Origin of the sequence: Cupriavidus sp. H39 (assembly GCF_050271075.1) — a bacterium.
Classification (GTDB): Bacteria; Pseudomonadota; Gammaproteobacteria; order Burkholderiales; family Burkholderiaceae; genus Cupriavidus; species Cupriavidus necator_B.
Map to the genome: position 1 here is coordinate 452,291 of NZ_CP189846.1, position 14,984 is coordinate 467,274.

Below are 14,984 nucleotides of genomic sequence, written 5' to 3' on the forward strand. Positions count from 1 at the left end.
CCGATTGCAGCAGGCTGCGGGATCGGGCCGCGAGTGCGCCGGGACAGGCGCCTCGCGGCCTGCTTGCATTGCGCGGCAAGGCTAGGCACAGTCTGGCCAGACGCGGGTCGAAGGCCGGGGCCCGTGCGCCCCGTGCGACAACCAATAAGTACACCCGCCGCCAGCATGACGCCCTTGCCATCTCCGCCCCCCTCAACCAAGGTTCCTGCCGCCGGCGCCCGCACGGCCCCGGTTGCGCCCGCCGACATGCCGGGCTTTCTGGCCGGCGGCGGCGAAATGGGCGCGCTGATGCGCGCGTTCGACTGGGGCGCCACCCCGCTGGGGCCGCCGCAGGCCTGGCCGCACAGCCTCAGGACGGCGCTGCGCATCATGCTGACCTCGCGCCAGCCGATCTGGATCGGCTGGGGCGAGGCCTTGCACTTCTTTTACAACGACGCCTACAAATCGATCATCGGCGGCAAGCACCCTGGTGCGCTCGGCCAGCCCACTTCGGTCGTCTGGCGCGAGATCTGGCCCGAGATCGGCCCCCTGCTCGCCACCGCGATGACCGGCATCGAAGGCACCTTCGTCGAGCAGAAGCTGCTGATCATGGAGCGCAACGGCTACCCGGAGGAGACCTACTACACCTTCTCCTACAGCCCGGTGCCGAATGACCACGGCGGCACCGGCGGCATCATCTGCGCCAACAGCGACGACACCGAACGCGTGCTGGCCGAGCGCCAGCTGAACGTGCTGCGCGACGTGGCGGCTTCGGCCAGCGATGCGCGCGCGTGGCGCGACGCCTGCGAGCGCGCCATGGCGGCGCTGTCGGCGGACCCGCGCGACATCGTGTTTGCGCTGCTGTACATTGCCGAGCCCGGCGCCCGCACGCTGCAGCGCGTGGGCGCCATCGGCATCGATGCCGGCCATCCCGGCGCACCCGCGCAGATCGCGCTGGACGCGCAGTGGCCGTGGCCCGTGGCCGAGGTGCTGGCGCAGCAGCAGCCCGGCCTGGTCAGCGGCCTGGCTTCGCGCTTCGCCGTGCCGCTGCCGGGCGGCGCATGGGGCGTGCCGCCGTCGTCCGCGGCCGTGATCGAGGTCGCGCCATCGGGCAACGCGTCGCATCGCGGCGTGCTGGTGGTGGGCCTGAACCCGTTCCGCCTGTTCGGGGACCGCTACCGCAGCTTCCTGACGCTGGTGGCGGGGCAGATCGGCGCTGCCATGCACTCGGCGCTGGCCTATGAGGCGGCACGCAAGCGCGCGGAAGCGCTGGCCGAGATCGACCGCGCCAAGACCGCGTTCTTTTCCAATATCAGCCATGAGTTCCGCACGCCGCTGACGCTGATGCTGGGCCCGCTCGAAGAACTGGTTCGCCGCGCCGGTTCCGGCGAAGACCGCGCCCTGCTGGAGATGACGCATCGCAACGGGCTGCGCCTGCTCAAGCTGGTCAATGCGCTGCTGGATTTTTCGCGGATCGAGTCCGGCCGCGTCACGATGCGCCGCCAGCCCACCGACCTGGCCGCGTTGACGGCGGACCTGGCCTCGCTGTTCCGCGCCAGCGTGGAAGCGGCTGGCATCACGCTGCAGGTCGACTGCCCGCCGCTCTGCCCGCCGCTGGCGCACGCCGTGGCGGTGGACCGCGACATGTGGGAGACCATCGTGCTGAACCTGGTCTCCAACGCCTTCAAGTTCACCTTCGCCGGCACCATCAGCGTGACCGTGGCGGCGCAAGGCGACGACACCGTGGCGTTCACCGTGCGCGACACCGGCATCGGCATCCCGGCGGCGGAACTGCCGCGCATCTTCGAGCGCTTCCATCGCGTGGAAGGCGCCCAGGGCCGCACCATCGAAGGCAGCGGCATCGGCTTGGCGCTGGTGCAGGAGCTGGTGCGGCTGCACGGCGGCACCATCGACGTGCAGAGCGTGCCAGGCGAAGGCAGCTGTTTCACCGTGCGCTTGCCGGTGGGCGCGGACGCGGCGATGGAGGCGGCCACCGACACTGACGCCGCGCCTGCGTCCAGCAGCGTGCAGGCGCGCGCCTATGTCGAAACCGCGCTGCGCTGGCCGCAAGCGCAGGTGCCGCCGCCGGCGGGGACGCTGACCGCTGAAGACCTTGCGATGCCGTCGGCGGAAGCAGCGGCGGCATTGACGACAGAAGCGGCCGCCGCAGCCGGCGATGCCGCCCACGGCGGCGCCCTGGTGCTGGTGGTGGACGATAACGACGACCTGCGCGACTACATGTGCCGCCTGCTGGGCGCCGCCGGCCACCGCGTCGCCGTGGCCGCCGACGGCGAGGCGGCGCTGGCGCTGGCGCGCGCGCAGGCGCCGGCGCTGGTGGTCTCGGACGTGATGATGCCGCGCCTGGACGGCTTTGGCCTGGTGCGCGCGCTGCGCGCCGATGCCGCGCTGAGCGACACGCCGGTGCTGCTGCTGTCGGCCCGCGCCGGCGAGGAGGCACGCGTGAGCGGCCTGGGCAGCGGCGCCGACGACTACCTGGTCAAGCCTTTCTCCGCGCGCGAACTGCTGGCGCGCGTGGCCAGCAACCTGCGCCTGTCGGCCCTGCGCCGGGCCACCGAGCGCCGCCTGCAGGAACTGAACGCCACGCTGGAGCGCCGCGTCGCGCAGGCCGTGGCCGACCATGACCGGCTGTGGGAGCTGAGCGAAGACCTGCTTATCGTCGCGCGCTTCGATGGCTGCCTGCAGCGGGTCAGCCCGGCGTGGACCCGCACGCTGGGCCACGCGCCACAGCAGGTGCTGGGACGCGCGTATCTGTCATTCATCTACCCCGACGACCTGGCCAGCGCGAGCGCGCAGCTGGACGCGCTGCGCCACGAGGGTGTGCCGGTGCGCTTCGAATGCCGGCAGCAGCGTGCCGACGGCGCGCTGCGCTGGCTGGCCTGGACCCTGTCGGTCGATCCGGCCAACGGCCATATCCACGGCGTGGGCCGCGACGTCACCGGCGACCGCGAAGCGCAGGCCGCGCTACGCCATGCCGATGCGGCCCTGCGCACGGCGCAGAAGATGGAGGCGATCGGCAACCTGACCGGCGGCGTCGCCCATGACTTCAACAACCTGCTGCAGGTGATCGGCGGCAACCTGCAGTTGCTGGCGCGCGACCTGGCCGGCGATGACCGCGCCGAGCCGCGCCTGCGCAACGCGCTGGCCGGCGTCGCGCGCGGCGCCAAGCTGGCGTCGCAGTTGCTGGCCTTCGGGCGGCGCCAGCCGCTGGCGCCCCGCGTGGTCAACCTGGGCCGGCTGGTGCGCACGCTGGACGACATGCTGCGCCGGGCGCTGGGCGACGGCATCGAGATCGAGACGGTGGTGTCGCCCGACCAGTGGAACACACTGGTCGACCCGTTCCAGGTCGAGAATGCGCTGCTGAACCTGGCAATCAACGCCCGCGACGCCATGCACGGGCATGGGCGCCTCACCATCGCGGCGCGCAACGCCATGCCGGGCGAAGCCGGCGACGAAGCCGCGGCCGCGTCAACGCAGTATGTGCTGCTGTCCGTCACCGACACCGGCGTCGGCATGCCGCCCGAGGTGCAGGAGCGCGTGTTCGAGCCCTTCTTCACGACCAAGCCCGAGGGCCAGGGCACCGGCCTGGGCCTGAGCATGGTGTATGGCTTCATCCGCCAGTCCGACGGCCACGTGAAGATCTTCAGCGAGCCCGGGCGCGGCACCACGGTCACGCTGTTCCTGCCGCGCGTGCGCCAGGACGAAGACCCGGATATCGAAGTGGACGCGGGCCCCGCGCGCGGCGGCAGCGAGACCGTGCTGGTGGTGGAAGACGACGAAGACGTGCGCGCCACGGTAGTCGAGATGCTCGCCAGCCTCGGCTACCACGTGCTGCGCGCGCGCGACGCGCACAGCGCGCTGGCCATCGTGGAGCGCGGCGTGCCGGTAGACCTGCTGTTCAGCGATGTGGTGATGCCCGGCCCGCTGCGCAGCACGGAACTGGCGCGCAAGCTGCGCGAACGGCTGCCGGAGGTGGGCGTGCTGTTCACCTCAGGCTACGCCGACAGCGTCATCGTGCATGACGGGCGGCTCGATGCCGGCATCGAACTGCTCAGCAAGCCCTATACCCACGAGGCGCTGGCGCGCAAGGTGCGCCACGTGCTGGCCAATCGTGGCCAGCGCGCCGCGATGGTCGCGGACGCAACGCCGGTGGGCCAGGCGCCAGAGGCCGCGCCGCTGCGCGTGCTGTGCGTCGACGACGACGCGCTGGTACGCGCCGGCACCGCGGAAATGCTGCGTGCCTATGGCATGCACGCGCTCGAGGCGGACAGTGAAGCGACGGCGATGGCCATGCTGGCCGGCAATACCGTCGACGTGCTGGTGACCGACGTGGCGCTGGCCGGGGATTCCGGCGTGGACCTGGCACTGGCGGCATGCGCGCACCATCCGCGGCTGGGCGTGGTGTTCGCCACCGGCTACACGCTGGACCTGACGCCGGCCCAGCGCGCCGGGCTTGGCGCGGTTGCGGTGCTGCGCAAGCCGTATCCGCCGCAGATGCTGCTCGAGGTGCTGCGCGATGTCGTTGGCGATGCCGGGAACGATGTCGCACCCCAGGCCGAAGCGTCCGGCCGGCCGCAACCGGCGAGCTGAGCGCGCCGCCGCGCAACCTGTCGCCTCAGCCGCTCAACCGCTCAACCGGCAAGCAGCCAGCAGGCGCCCGCGCCGGCCAGCCCGATGAGCGCCACGCCGGGCAGCAGGCGCTGCACCGCGCGCGGCGCGTAGGACAAGCCCAGCGCCACGGCGATGGCACTGGCCGTCAGCATGCCCAGCCACGACACCGTGCCCAGCGGCCCGCCCTGCGCGGCAATCTGCAGCCCCAACGCCAGCGTCAGCGCCAGCGCGCCGGCCAGGCGCAAACGCGCCACCGCGCCACCGCGCCGGGCGTCGGCATGCTGCCGCGGCCATGGATATCGGCATGGTGGCGCTCGAGCGACAGCGCCAGGGCGGCAAACCCGGCCAGCGACAGCGCCAACGCAGCCAGCGCGTTCATGCGGCCTCCTGCGTGCCGGCGGCGACGTTGCGCGGACGCGATGCCATGCGAGCGCCAGCGGGTTGGCGGCGGCCGGTCATCCACGCGGCGGCGCCCAATCCCAGGCCCAGCGCCAGCGACACCAGGTCGAAGCCAGCCACGGCGGCCGGCCCGCGTCCCTGCAGCAGCGTCACGCCCAGATGCGACGCGGTGGTCAGCGCATTAAGCAGCGGGATGGTGCCGAACAAGAGCGCGCCCGCCCACAGCTGCGCGCGCCACATGCCGCGCGTGGGCCGGCATAGCGCCAGCAGCGCGCACGCGCCCCAGGCCATGAAGAACCAGCGGATCTCGGCCTCGGGCCGCTGCGCCATCGTCACCGGCAGCAGGCGGTTGGCCCAGAAGTAGCTGGCAAAGGCCACCGGCAAGCCGGCAATCGCGCCGATATTGAGCGCCTCGACCAGGCGCAGCCCAAACCCCGGCCGTCCCCGCGCGGCGATCGCCCTGGCCTGCTGCTGGCGCGTGCGCACCGTCCACAGGATCGCGCCGGTGGCCACCATGGCAGTGCCGGCCAGCCCGCACAGGAAGAACAGCGCGCGCAGGCCCGGCGCCGCAAAGCCGGCGATATGCAGGCCGGTCATGACGCTGCGCGTCAGTTCCGCGGCGGACTTGTTCTCGGCGTACCTGCCGAGCAGGGCGCCGCTGGTACCCGCGAATTCGAGCGCCGGCGGATCGTGCGCGAGCGTATCGGGCTCGGCGCGGCTGATCGTCACGGTTGCGTTGGCATCGCCCGGCAGGCTCACCACGATGCGGCGCACCGCCCCGCCCTGCCACGCGCGCTCGGCTTGCGCCATCATGTCCGGCACGCTCGCCAGGGGCGCGGCCGCGCCCGCTGCCTTGGGCGGCGGCGGGCGCAGCCTGGCCTGCGCCTGGAACGCGCGCTCGTCGCCGCGGTAGGCGGCCTCGATGCCCCACGGCATGTACATGAACAGCAGCGTGACCAGCCCGGTGTAGGTGATCATCAGGTGGAACGGCAGCGGCAGCACCGCCAGTGCATTGTGCGCATCGAGCCAGGAACGCTGGCCCTTGCCACGCCGGAAGGTAAAGAAATCAGCAAAGATGCGGCGATGGGTGATCACGCCGCTGACCATCGCCACCAGCATGAACATGGCGCAGATGCCGGCAATCCAGCGCGCCCACCTGGCCGGCATGTAATGCAGGTCGAAGTGCAGCCGGTAGAGGAATTCGCCGCCGCGGGTCTCGCGCGCGGCTTGCAGCGGCGCACCGGTGGCCGGATCGAGCAGGCGCGTGTCGAAGCGGCGCGGCTTGCCATCGGCATCGCGGGGCGCCTGGCCCGGCTTGTAGGTCCACAGCACGTTGACCGTGTCGCGCCGCGCATCCGGCAGCGTGATGAACCAGCGCGCGGCATCCGGCGCCTCGCGCTCGAGGTAGCGCAACGCGTTCTGCGCCACCTGCGCCGCCGGCATCTGCCTGCCGGCATCGGCGGGCGCGGTGCGATGCAGCTCTGGCCGCATCCACAGCGATATCTCTTCCTTGTAGTAGCTGGCGGTGCCGCCGCAGAACATCAGCCACAACACCCAGCACACCAGCAGCCCGCTCCAGGTGTGCAGCCATGCCATCGACTGCCTGAATCCCGCGCGCATCACGCCCCCCGCCCAAGCGCCAGCATGGCCGACAGCAGCGCGGCCGGCAGCGCCAGGCCCACCCACGCGCGCCATGCGCTGCGCACCGCAAACACCCAGACCACCGCGCCGGCATAGATGGCGAACGACAGCAGCGTGGCCGTGGTCACGGCATCGTGCCGCGCCATCGGCAGGTAGAGCGCCAGCACCGCGGTGGCCAGCGCGGCCAGCGCATAGCCGCCGGCGATGGCGGCAACGGCGCGCGCGCCGACGCCGGCGCGATAGCGCCACGGGCTGGCCTGCGTCACCTTGCTCACGCCGGCCCTCCCAGGGCGTGGGGATCACCGCAAGCGATGGAGACAGGCAAAGCGGGGTGGCGGGGGATGGCGGGGACGGCAGACATGGCGCGAGGTGGATTTCGAGTCATCACGAATGATAACAATTCGCATTTTCGCTCTCAAGGTTATCGCTGTCCCCTCCATGGCGGATGCCCGTTCATATCGTCAATTTTTTTGAATAACAATTACAAGGAATGTTTCCTGTAAGGCGCATCGCCTTCGCTATAGTTCTCTACATGGCAGCGCGACAAAGAATATAGCGCCGCCGCAGACGATCAACTAATTTGAATTTATCCGGAGAGCCCCATGTCGAACGCCAAGCTTGAAGTCCTGACCCCGCGCAACAGCCAGCTGATCATCATCGACCACCAGCCGCAGATGGCCTTCGGCGTCCAGTCGATGGACCGCCAGACCATGAAGAACAATGTGGTCGGGCTGGCGAAGGCGGCCAGCGTGTTCGACGTGCCGTCCATCATCACCACGGTGGAGAGCGACTCGTTCTCGGGCCACACCTACCCGGAATTGCTCGATGTGTTTCCCGGCAAGCAGACCCTGGAGCGCACCTCGATGAATTCGTGGGACGACCAGAAGGTGCGCGATGCCCTGCAGGCCGCCGGCCGCAAGAAAGTGGTGGTGGCCGGACTGTGGACCGAGGTGTGCAACACCACCTTCGCGCTGAGTGCGATGCTGGAAGGCGACTACGAGATCTACATGGTGGCCGACGCCTCGGGCGGCACCAGCAAGGAAGCGCACGACTACGCCATGCAGCGCATGATCCAGGCCGGCGTGGTGCCGGTGACGTGGCAGCAGGTCCTGCTGGAGTGGCAGCGCGACTGGAAGAACCGCGACACCTATGACGCCGTGATCGACATCGCCAGGGAACACTCGGGCGCCTACGGCATGGGCATCGACTATGCCTACACGATGGTGCACAAGGCCGCGCAACGCACCGCCACGCCGCACCAATCGGTCGCGCCGGTGCACGCCCCGGTGATCGAGCGCTGACCCGCGTCGGCATCCGACGGGAGAACACACCATGAACCCAAGCGCAAACCTTGCCCATGGCGCACTGCTGCTCGGATGCTGGCTGGCGCTCGGCACCACCAGCCTCGCCGCCGCGGCCCTGGTCGCAAGCACGCTCGCCTGAGCAGCGCAGGCGCGGTCGGCAAAAGGCCGCGTTCCCGGCTAGCGCTGCTGCGCGAACATCGACATGTGCCGGCCGATGTGGTCCAGCAGCTCGATCGCCGCCGCGGGCAAGGGCCGGCCGTCTTTCACCAGCAGCCGCGCCTGGGTGCCGAGGAACAGGGGATGGTCCAGCGGCACCACCGCCAGCGTGCCCGCCGCGATCTCGCGGTACGCGGCGAATTCCCCGATCAGCGTCATGGACTGGCCGTAGGCGACGAACTGCTTCAGCGCAGTCAATGAGTTGCTGACCAGCGTGGCGCGGATCGAGATGTTTTCAGCGAACTCGACCATGCGCAAGGCATGGCCGACGCCAAACGAGGCCGGCATCATGGCCAGCGGGTAGTCCTGCAGGTCAGCGATGCGGGCGGCGCCGCCGCGCAGCGCCAGCGGGTGGTCGGGCCTGACCAGCAGCACCACGGGCTGCGGCGCGCTCGCCCGGTACGCGATGCGCGGGTGCGGCGGCGGGTTGTAGGCCAGCCCGATATGCGCGCGGCTTTCCGCCACTTCCTCCAGCACGCCGTCGACCGCAAGGATATCCATGCGGATATCGAGGCGGGGATAGCGCGCACAGAACCGTGCCAGCACTTCGTTGACGAGCAGGTCGACGTAGCCTTCGCTCAGCACCACGCGCACCTCGCCTTGCTGCAGCCCTTGCAGCGCGTGCAGCTGGTCTTCCAGCTTTTCCTGGTGCGAGCGGTAGCCGCGCCAGAACTCCAGCAGGTGCGCCGCCGCGGCGGTGGGACGGAGCCCGCGCGGCTCGCGTTCGAACAGTATCGCGCCGAGCTCTTCCTCGAGCAGGCGGATCTGCCGCGTGATCACCGAGGGCGAGGTGTTCAGGCTGTCCGCGGCGCCGCGGATGGTGCCATGCGCCAGCACTTCACGAAAATATCGCAGCCGTTGCTGATTGATTTCTCGCATGTCGAACGCGGGTTCCGCGGAATTTTTCCGGAGCGCTAACGATACCTGAACGCGCCTCGCCTTGCTCGCCCCGGGGGCAGCGCGGGTCACCTGGCGACGGGGTGTTGCCCGGAACAGAACGAAGTGTGGACCGAGTTGCTGTTTGCCAGCCTGGCGCCGGCTGCCAGGATTCAGTTCACGAGGGCCCCGACCAAGCCCCATCGAGCCGCAAACCACCGGAGACAGCCAGCATGCTCGCAATCCCTACCCCAGGCGCCATCGACGGCGCTTCCAGCCTCTACAGCCGGATCAACTGGCGCCTGTTGCCCTTCCTGCTGGTCTGCTACCTGTTCGCCTACCTGGACCGGGTCAACGTCGGCTTTGCCAAGCTGCAGATGCAGGGCGAGCTGGGCTTTTCCGACGCGGCCTACGGCGTGGGCGCCGGGATCTTCTTCCTGGGCTATGTGCTGTTCGAGCTGCCGAGCAACCTGATGCTGCCGCGGGTCGGCGCCCGCAAGACCTTCAGCCGCATCCTGGTGCTGTGGGGCGTCACTTCGGCCTGCATGGTGTTCGTGCGCGACGTGCCGACGTTCTACGCGATGCGCTTCCTGCTCGGCGTGTTCGAGGCCGGCTTCGCGCCAGGCATGATCTATTACCTGTCGTGCTGGTACGGGCCACAACGGATGGCGCGCGCCATCGCCATCGTCTTCCTGGCGGGGCCGATCGGCGGCATTGTCGGCGGCCCGGTGTCGGCGTGGCTGATGACCGCGCTCGCCGGCCAGGCCGGCTTGTCCGGCTGGCAGTGGATGTTCCTGGTCGAGGGCCTGCCTTGCGTCCTGCTCGGCCTGCTGGCGCTGTCGCTGGTACCGGACCGCCCCGCGCAGGCGAGCTGGCTGAGCGAAGCGGATCGGCGGCTGCTGGCAACCGAACTGGGACCTGTGGCGGCGCACAAGCATGGCTTCGGCGCGGTGGCCCGGGACCCGCGCGTCTATGTCCTCGCGCTGGCCTACTTCTGCATCATCGCGGCCATCTACGCCATCAGCTTCTGGCTGCCGACCATGATCAAGGCGCAGGGCGTGGACGATACCGTGCGGCTCGGCTGGTATGCGGCCATCCCCTACGTGGCCGCCGCGTTCGGCATGTACTACATGGGCCGCAAGTCAGACCGCTCGGGCGAACGGCGCCTGCACTGCGCCGTGCCCGCGCTTGCGGCGGCCGTGCTGCTGGCGGCCTCGGTCCTGGCCGATGGCCACCTGGTGGCGACGCTGGCGCTGCTGACCTTCGCCACCATGGCGCTGTGGATGGCCTACACCGTGTTCTGGGCCATGCCGGCCGAGTACATCAAGGGCCCCGCGGCGGCGGGCGGCATTGCGCTGATCAATACCATTGGCCTGTCGGGAGGCTTCTGGGGCCCGGCCACCATCGGCTGGACCAAGACCGCGACCGGCAACCTCCATCTCGGCGTGCTGCTGATGGCCGCGCTGCCGTTGCTCGCGGCCATCATCCTGCTAGCCAGCAAGCAGCGCGCGCGCCGCTGAGGCGGCATGACGTGGGCAATACCGCGGATCGCACCGCACCGCGACCGCGCCAACTGACCAACCAAGGAGCTCCCGTGCAACTGCATCTTTCAACCTGGGCGGAAGTCGAGCAATACCTGGCCCGCAGCCGCACCATCGTGGTCCCCATCGGCTCGAACGAACAACATGGACCGACCGGGCTGCTCGGCACCGACTGGCTGTGCCCGCAGATCATCGCGCACGAGGCGGAGCAGCACGCCGATATCCTGGTGGCGCCGACCTTCAATATCGGCATGGCGCAGCATCACCTGGCGTTCGCCGGCACGATCTCGCTGCGTCCATCGACCTTCATGGCCGCGATCGGCGACTGGGTACGCTCGCTCGCCGGACACGGCTTCGAAAAGATCCTGTTCCTGAACGGCCATGGCGGCAATGTTGCCTCGATCGACGCCGCGTTCTCCGAGCTCTACGCCGAAGCCAGCTTTGCCCGGCGCCGCGCCGGCTTTGCGCTGAAGCTGTGCAACTGGTGGGACCTGGCGGGCGTGGGCGAACTGGCGCGCGACCAGTTCCCGACCGGCCACGGCTCGCATGCCACGCCCTCGGAAATCGCGATCACCCAGTGGGCCCTGCCGCAGACGCGCAAAGCCGCAGACTATGCGCCCCGGATCGCCCCCACCGGGCCGATCCGCGAGGCGCTGGACTTCCGCGCGCGCTATCCGGATGGCCGCATCGGCTCGGACCCGGGCTTGGCAACGCCCGACAAAGGCGCGGCGCTGGTCCGGCTGGCGGCGCAGAGCCTGGTGCAGGAGCTGGACGCGTTCAGCCGCGAGCCCATGCCGGCGTGATGTGGTGGCGTGATGTGGTGGCTGCGCCGGCAATACCGGCGCTGGCCGCGGCGGGCTCGGGATTGATTACGCCATGTATCAATGGCTGTTCCCGCCGATGGCTTTATCGCGTGTCGGCGGCGCCTTAGAGTCCGTCGCATGGGCCACGGCAAGCGGACGCGACCTGCGCTTTGCGCCGCCCCCGATGCAGCGGCCGGCACCCGCCGTGCCCGTTGCGAGCCAACCCTTGATTGGAGAGCCACTATGTCTGTCCTGCAACGACTCGCGGCGCGCGGCATGGCGCTGCCGCCACCACCTCAACCCTTGGGCAGCTATACCGCGGTCAGCCAGGCCGCAGACCTGCTGTTCATTTCCGGGCAGCTGCCGCTGCAGGATGGCAAGGTGCTCTGGCAAGGCCAGGTCGGCAACGATCTGAGCGTCGACGAAGGCAGGCGTGCCGCCGAACTGGCGGCGCTCAACGTGCTGGCGCAGATTGATGCCTATCTGGGTGGCTTTGCGCGGCTGGACCACATCGTGCGGGTCGATGGCCACATTGCCAGCGCGCCGGGCTGGTTCGCGCAACCCGCGGTGCTGGACGCGGCCTCGGAGCTGTTCCGCGACGTGCTGGCAGAAAAGGCCGGCCACGCGCGGACCATTTCTTCCCACTTCCAGCAGCCCGGCAACGCGGCAGTGATCCTGGTGGTCATTGCCCAGATCCGGCCGGCATGAGCGCATCGTGCGGGCGGCGCAAGCTGCCTTGCTACGCCGAAAATTTCTCGAGCAGGAAGTCAACCAGGACCCGCACCCGGCGCGTGACATGGCGCGCGGACGGGTAAAGCAGCACGAACGGGCGCGTGCTGCCGCCGTATTCGCGCAGCACCTCCACCAGCGTCCCGTCGCGCAGGTCCTGTTCCACGACGAAGCGATAGGTCTGGAACAGGCCGGCGCCGGCGCGCACCAGCGTGGCACCGCCGAGGATATCCTCCGAGGCCGTGTACGAGCCGGTCGTCACGATATCGGTTTCGGTGCCGCCGACGCGCAGCGTCCAGGGAATCCGGCGCCCGCTGCTGGGGCGCTCGAACTGGATGCATTCATGCCGCAGCAGGTCCTCGGGAGATTGCGGCGTGCCCGCCTGGCGCAGGTACCCGGGCGTTGCCACGACCACCAGTTCGGCATCCTCCAGCTTGCGCGCGATCAGGTTCGAGTCATCCGGCGCGCGCCCGCGCACGCTGAGATCATAGGTGTCATCGGCGAAATCCACATTGCGGTTGCTGATGTGCACGTCGATGCGGACCTCCGGGTACAGGGCCCGGAATGCCGGCAGTACCGGCAGTACGCGATAGTGGGCATAGGGCGTGGGCAGGCTGATCCGCAGCCGCCCCGCCGGCGCCGTGCGCTGACCGCCAATCTGGCGCTCGGCATCGACCAGCTGCGCCAGCGCCCCGCGGCTCTGCTCGAAGTAAAAGCGGCCTTCGTCGGTCAGGCGGATCTGCCGCGTGGTGCGCACGAACAGCCGGACCCCGAGCCGCTCCTCAAGTCTTTGCACCGTGCGGCTGACCGCGGGCGGCGTCACGCCGGCGGCGACCGCGGCCGCGGTGAAGCTGCCCAGTTCCGCAGCCAGGCAGAACAGTTCGATGCTGCCGAGCTGAAGGTCATCGAATTGCCGTTTCATCGCTTCCCTTGCTGGTGACGGACCATCGCCCGCTATGCCGGACAGTCGCCATCATAGGTGCGCGCCGGGATCAAGTCGACTACGGCGGGGTGGGCCGCGCGCCGATCCGGCGCATTCGTACTCGCCGCGCATAACTGTTTGTCCGGCCAGGGCCTTCGAAGCGCCAGGCGGATTCCCTAGAGTGGAATCCATCGGCGCCGCCGGCCCGATCGGCAAGCTAGCCGGCCCCCACCTACATCGAGGTAAATCATGAGTGCAGCCCAGAAAGTCATCGTCATCACAGGCGCATCGCAAGGCATTGGCGCAGAACTGGTCAAGGCCTTCCGCGAACGCGGCCATCGCGTCGTCGCCACGGCGCGCAGCATCCGCCCATCCGACGACCCGGACACGCTGGCAGTCGCCGGCGATCTCGCCGACCCGGCCACCGCGCGCCGCGTTATCGCCGCAGCCATGGCGAAGTTCGGCCGCATCGATACGTTGGTCAACAACGCCGGCATCTTCGTCGCCAAACCGTTCACCCGCTATACCGACGCGGACTACGCGGCGGTCACGGGCATCAACCTGACCGGGTTCTTCCATATCACGCAACTGGCCATCGCCGAGATGGAAAGGCAGCGCAGCGGCCACGTTGTCAGCATTACCACTAGCCTGGTCGACCATGCCATCAGCGGGGTGCCATCGGTGCTGGCATCGCTGACCAAGGGCGGGCTCAATGCGGCAACCCGCTCGCTGGCGATCGAGTACGCCCGGACCGGCATCCGCGCCAATGCGGTCTCGCCCGGCATCATCAAGTCGCCGATGCACGCACCGGAAACCCACGAGGCACTTGGCGCGCTGCACCCGATGGGCCATATGGGCGAGATGCGCGACATCGTCGATGCCGTGCTGTATCTCGATACGGCGCCCTTCGTTACCGGGGAAATCCTGCACGTCGACGGCGGGCAGAGCGCCGGCCATTGAGGCCATGGCATGCGACGGCGGCAGCCCGCGCCTGCCGCCGTCCCGATCGACAACACGGGACTGCCATGCCGCGAGCCGCCCTTGCTTCAGACCAGGTTGGTCTCGACGTGAATGCTGGCGCGCAACGCCTTGGAGTACGGACAAGTCTGGTGCGCGGTATCGACCAGTGCCTGTGCCACCTCCCGCTCGATGCCGGGTATCCGGACATTGAGGCGCGCCTGCAGCAGGTAGGCTTCGCCGGCCCTGCCCAGGTCGACCTCTGCGTCGACCGACAGGTCGGGCGGCAAGCCGACGCGCATCTTGCCGGCGGCAAGCCCGAGCGCGCCGATAAAGCATGCCGACCAGCCCGCCGCCAGCAATTGCTCCGGGTTGGTGCCGGCGCCGCTGGAGCCCGGCGACGACAAGCGCAGGTTCAGGCGGCCGTCGTCGCTGCGGGCCTCGCCGTCGCGGCCGCCCGCGGTGATATGGACCTTGCCGGTGTACAGCACTTTCTCGATGCGCGTCATGTCTTGTTCCTGATGGGTGGTGTTGGGGTGGATGCGGAAAGCCAGCGCGTCGCCGGCCGGCACGGCTTACGCGTAGGCGCCGTCGAGATAGGGGTCGATGCTGCGCGACGGGTCCGCCGAGACGCCGCTGCGGTCGAGCCCGGCCACGGCACGGGCGCCGTCGGTAAAGGGATCGACGTTGCGGGCACCGTCGCTGTACGGGTCGACGCTGCGCGCACCGTCGCTGTATGGGCTGCGCGTGTCCTGAATGGAGCGCGCGCCTTCGCTGTACGGGTCACGTGCATCCGCCACGGCGCGGGCGCCGTCGGTGAACGGGTCGCGTGCGCCTGCGGCAGACAGGCTGGCAGCCTGGGCGCCGGCAGCTGCGGCGGCGAGGGCCAGGGCGAGGACAACACGGCGGGCGATTTGGGTAGTCATGATCGGTTTCCTTAAAGTTCGCGTTGAGGGTTTAGCGGGCCGGCTTCGCTTTCGGGTTATCC

The 14,984-nt window shown here is 69.5% G+C and carries 14 protein-coding genes; 6 read left to right on the forward strand and 8 right to left on the reverse strand.

The annotated features are described in order from the left end of the window. Positions 1-246: 246 nt before the first annotated feature. Positions 247-4,587, forward strand: coding sequence for a response regulator (locus ACOCMH_RS02470; RefSeq protein WP_427307592.1), 4,341 nt, complete (start codon positions 247-249; stop codon positions 4,585-4,587). Between the two features lie 41 nt (positions 4,588-4,628). Here ACOCMH_RS02470 and ACOCMH_RS02475 read toward each other — a convergent pair whose 3' ends face one another. The 4 genes from ACOCMH_RS02475 to ACOCMH_RS02490 are packed head-to-tail and all read right to left on the reverse strand — an operon-like array spanning position 4,629 to position 6,923. Next, the gene (locus ACOCMH_RS02475) at positions 4,629-4,862 is read right to left on the reverse strand and encodes a DUF3325 family protein (RefSeq protein ID WP_427307594.1); all 234 of its coding nucleotides are present in this window, start codon (positions 4,860-4,862) and stop codon (positions 4,629-4,631) included. Beyond that, positions 4,826-4,987: a DUF3325 family protein gene (locus ACOCMH_RS02480; RefSeq protein WP_427307595.1), complete on the reverse strand. Its 162-nt coding sequence runs from the start codon at positions 4,985-4,987 to the stop codon at positions 4,826-4,828. The genes ACOCMH_RS02475 and ACOCMH_RS02480 overlap by 37 nt, the downstream gene beginning before the upstream one ends. Further along, positions 4,984-6,627 (reverse strand): PepSY-associated TM helix domain-containing protein, encoded by a 1,644-nt coding sequence (locus tag ACOCMH_RS02485; protein ID WP_427307596.1) that lies wholly within the window; start codon positions 6,625-6,627, stop codon positions 4,984-4,986. The genes ACOCMH_RS02480 and ACOCMH_RS02485 overlap by 4 nt, the downstream gene beginning before the upstream one ends. Further along, positions 6,627-6,923 carry a DUF3649 domain-containing protein gene (locus ACOCMH_RS02490; protein ID WP_427307597.1) on the reverse strand — a complete coding sequence of 99 codons (297 nt, stop codon included), beginning with the start codon at positions 6,921-6,923 and terminating at the stop codon, positions 6,627-6,629. Before ACOCMH_RS02490 ends, ACOCMH_RS02485 begins: the two co-directional genes overlap by 1 nt. Before the next feature lie 327 nt (positions 6,924-7,250). Here ACOCMH_RS02490 and ACOCMH_RS02495 point away from each other — a divergent pair, with 327 nt between their 5' ends. Beyond that, positions 7,251-7,949 carry a hydrolase gene (locus ACOCMH_RS02495; RefSeq protein WP_427307598.1) on the forward strand — a complete coding sequence of 233 codons (699 nt, stop codon included), beginning with the start codon at positions 7,251-7,253 and terminating at the stop codon, positions 7,947-7,949. Between the two features lie 180 nt (positions 7,950-8,129). Here the strand turns inward: ACOCMH_RS02495 and ACOCMH_RS02500 are convergent, their stop codons facing one another. Further along, entirely contained in the window at positions 8,130-9,047 is a 918-nt protein-coding gene (locus ACOCMH_RS02500) for a LysR family transcriptional regulator (RefSeq protein WP_427307599.1), read from the reverse strand. A gap of 230 nt (positions 9,048-9,277) precedes the next feature. On the opposite strand from ACOCMH_RS02500, the gene ACOCMH_RS02505 reads away from it, so the two are divergent. The 3 genes from ACOCMH_RS02505 (at position 9,278) to ACOCMH_RS02515 (ending at position 12,096) form a co-directional block, all read left to right on the forward strand. Continuing rightward, the gene (locus tag ACOCMH_RS02505; protein ID WP_427307600.1) at positions 9,278-10,564 is read left to right on the forward strand and encodes an MFS transporter; all 1,287 of its coding nucleotides are present in this window, start codon (positions 9,278-9,280) and stop codon (positions 10,562-10,564) included. A 74-nt stretch (positions 10,565-10,638) separates the two neighbouring features. Then, positions 10,639-11,388 (forward strand): creatininase family protein, encoded by a 750-nt coding sequence (locus tag ACOCMH_RS02510; protein WP_427307601.1) that lies wholly within the window; start codon positions 10,639-10,641, stop codon positions 11,386-11,388. 243 nt (positions 11,389-11,631) lie between these two features. After that, positions 11,632-12,096, forward strand: a complete 465-nt coding sequence (locus ACOCMH_RS02515; protein ID WP_427307602.1) for a RidA family protein — start codon at positions 11,632-11,634, stop codon at positions 12,094-12,096. A gap of 31 nt (positions 12,097-12,127) precedes the next feature. Here the strand turns inward: ACOCMH_RS02515 and ACOCMH_RS02520 are convergent, their stop codons facing one another. Then, on the reverse strand, positions 12,128-13,039 hold the full coding sequence (locus ACOCMH_RS02520) for a LysR family transcriptional regulator (RefSeq protein ID WP_427307603.1): 912 nt from the start codon (positions 13,037-13,039) through the stop codon (positions 12,128-12,130). Positions 13,040-13,288: 249 nt separating this feature from the next. On the opposite strand from ACOCMH_RS02520, the gene ACOCMH_RS02525 reads away from it, so the two are divergent. Further along, positions 13,289-13,999, forward strand: coding sequence for an SDR family NAD(P)-dependent oxidoreductase (locus ACOCMH_RS02525; protein WP_427307605.1), 711 nt, complete (start codon positions 13,289-13,291; stop codon positions 13,997-13,999). A gap of 86 nt (positions 14,000-14,085) precedes the next feature. Here ACOCMH_RS02525 and ACOCMH_RS02530 read toward each other — a convergent pair whose 3' ends face one another. Both ACOCMH_RS02530 and ACOCMH_RS02535 read right to left on the reverse strand, forming a co-directional pair. Next, positions 14,086-14,505: an organic hydroperoxide resistance protein gene (locus tag ACOCMH_RS02530; RefSeq protein WP_427308330.1), complete on the reverse strand. Its 420-nt coding sequence runs from the start codon at positions 14,503-14,505 to the stop codon at positions 14,086-14,088. Between the two features lie 66 nt (positions 14,506-14,571). Further along, a complete protein-coding gene (locus tag ACOCMH_RS02535) occupies positions 14,572-14,922 on the reverse strand; it encodes a hydroxyquinol 1,2-dioxygenase (protein WP_427307606.1) in 351 nt (116 codons plus the stop codon). Positions 14,923-14,984 lie beyond the last annotated feature (62 nt).

What these genes read in the sequence shown, in the direction of transcription:
- ACOCMH_RS02470 (WP_427307592.1), top strand. Translation starts at nt 247, where the DNA reads ATGCCGGGCTTTCTGGCCGGCGGCGGCGAAATGGGCGCGCTGATGCGC.
- ACOCMH_RS02480 (WP_427307595.1), bottom strand. Translation starts at nt 4,987, where the DNA reads ATGAACGCGCTGGCTGCGTTGGCGCTGTCGCTGGCCGGGTTTGCCGCC.
- ACOCMH_RS02485 (WP_427307596.1), bottom strand. Translation starts at nt 6,627, where the DNA reads ATGCGCGCGGGATTCAGGCAGTCGATGGCATGGCTGCACACCTGGAGC.
- ACOCMH_RS02495 (WP_427307598.1), top strand. Translation starts at nt 7,251, where the DNA reads ATGTCGAACGCCAAGCTTGAAGTCCTGACCCCGCGCAACAGCCAGCTG.
- ACOCMH_RS02500 (WP_427307599.1), bottom strand. Translation starts at nt 9,047, where the DNA reads ATGCGAGAAATCAATCAGCAACGGCTGCGATATTTTCGTGAAGTGCTG.
- ACOCMH_RS02505 (WP_427307600.1), top strand. Translation starts at nt 9,278, where the DNA reads ATGCTCGCAATCCCTACCCCAGGCGCCATCGACGGCGCTTCCAGCCTC.
- ACOCMH_RS02515 (WP_427307602.1), top strand. Translation starts at nt 11,632, where the DNA reads ATGTCTGTCCTGCAACGACTCGCGGCGCGCGGCATGGCGCTGCCGCCA.
- ACOCMH_RS02520 (WP_427307603.1), bottom strand. Translation starts at nt 13,039, where the DNA reads ATGAAACGGCAATTCGATGACCTTCAGCTCGGCAGCATCGAACTGTTC.
- ACOCMH_RS02525 (WP_427307605.1), top strand. Translation starts at nt 13,289, where the DNA reads ATGAGTGCAGCCCAGAAAGTCATCGTCATCACAGGCGCATCGCAAGGC.
- ACOCMH_RS02530 (WP_427308330.1), bottom strand. Translation starts at nt 14,505, where the DNA reads ATGACGCGCATCGAGAAAGTGCTGTACACCGGCAAGGTCCATATCACC.
- ACOCMH_RS02535 (WP_427307606.1), bottom strand. Translation starts at nt 14,922, where the DNA reads ATGACTACCCAAATCGCCCGCCGTGTTGTCCTCGCCCTGGCCCTCGCC.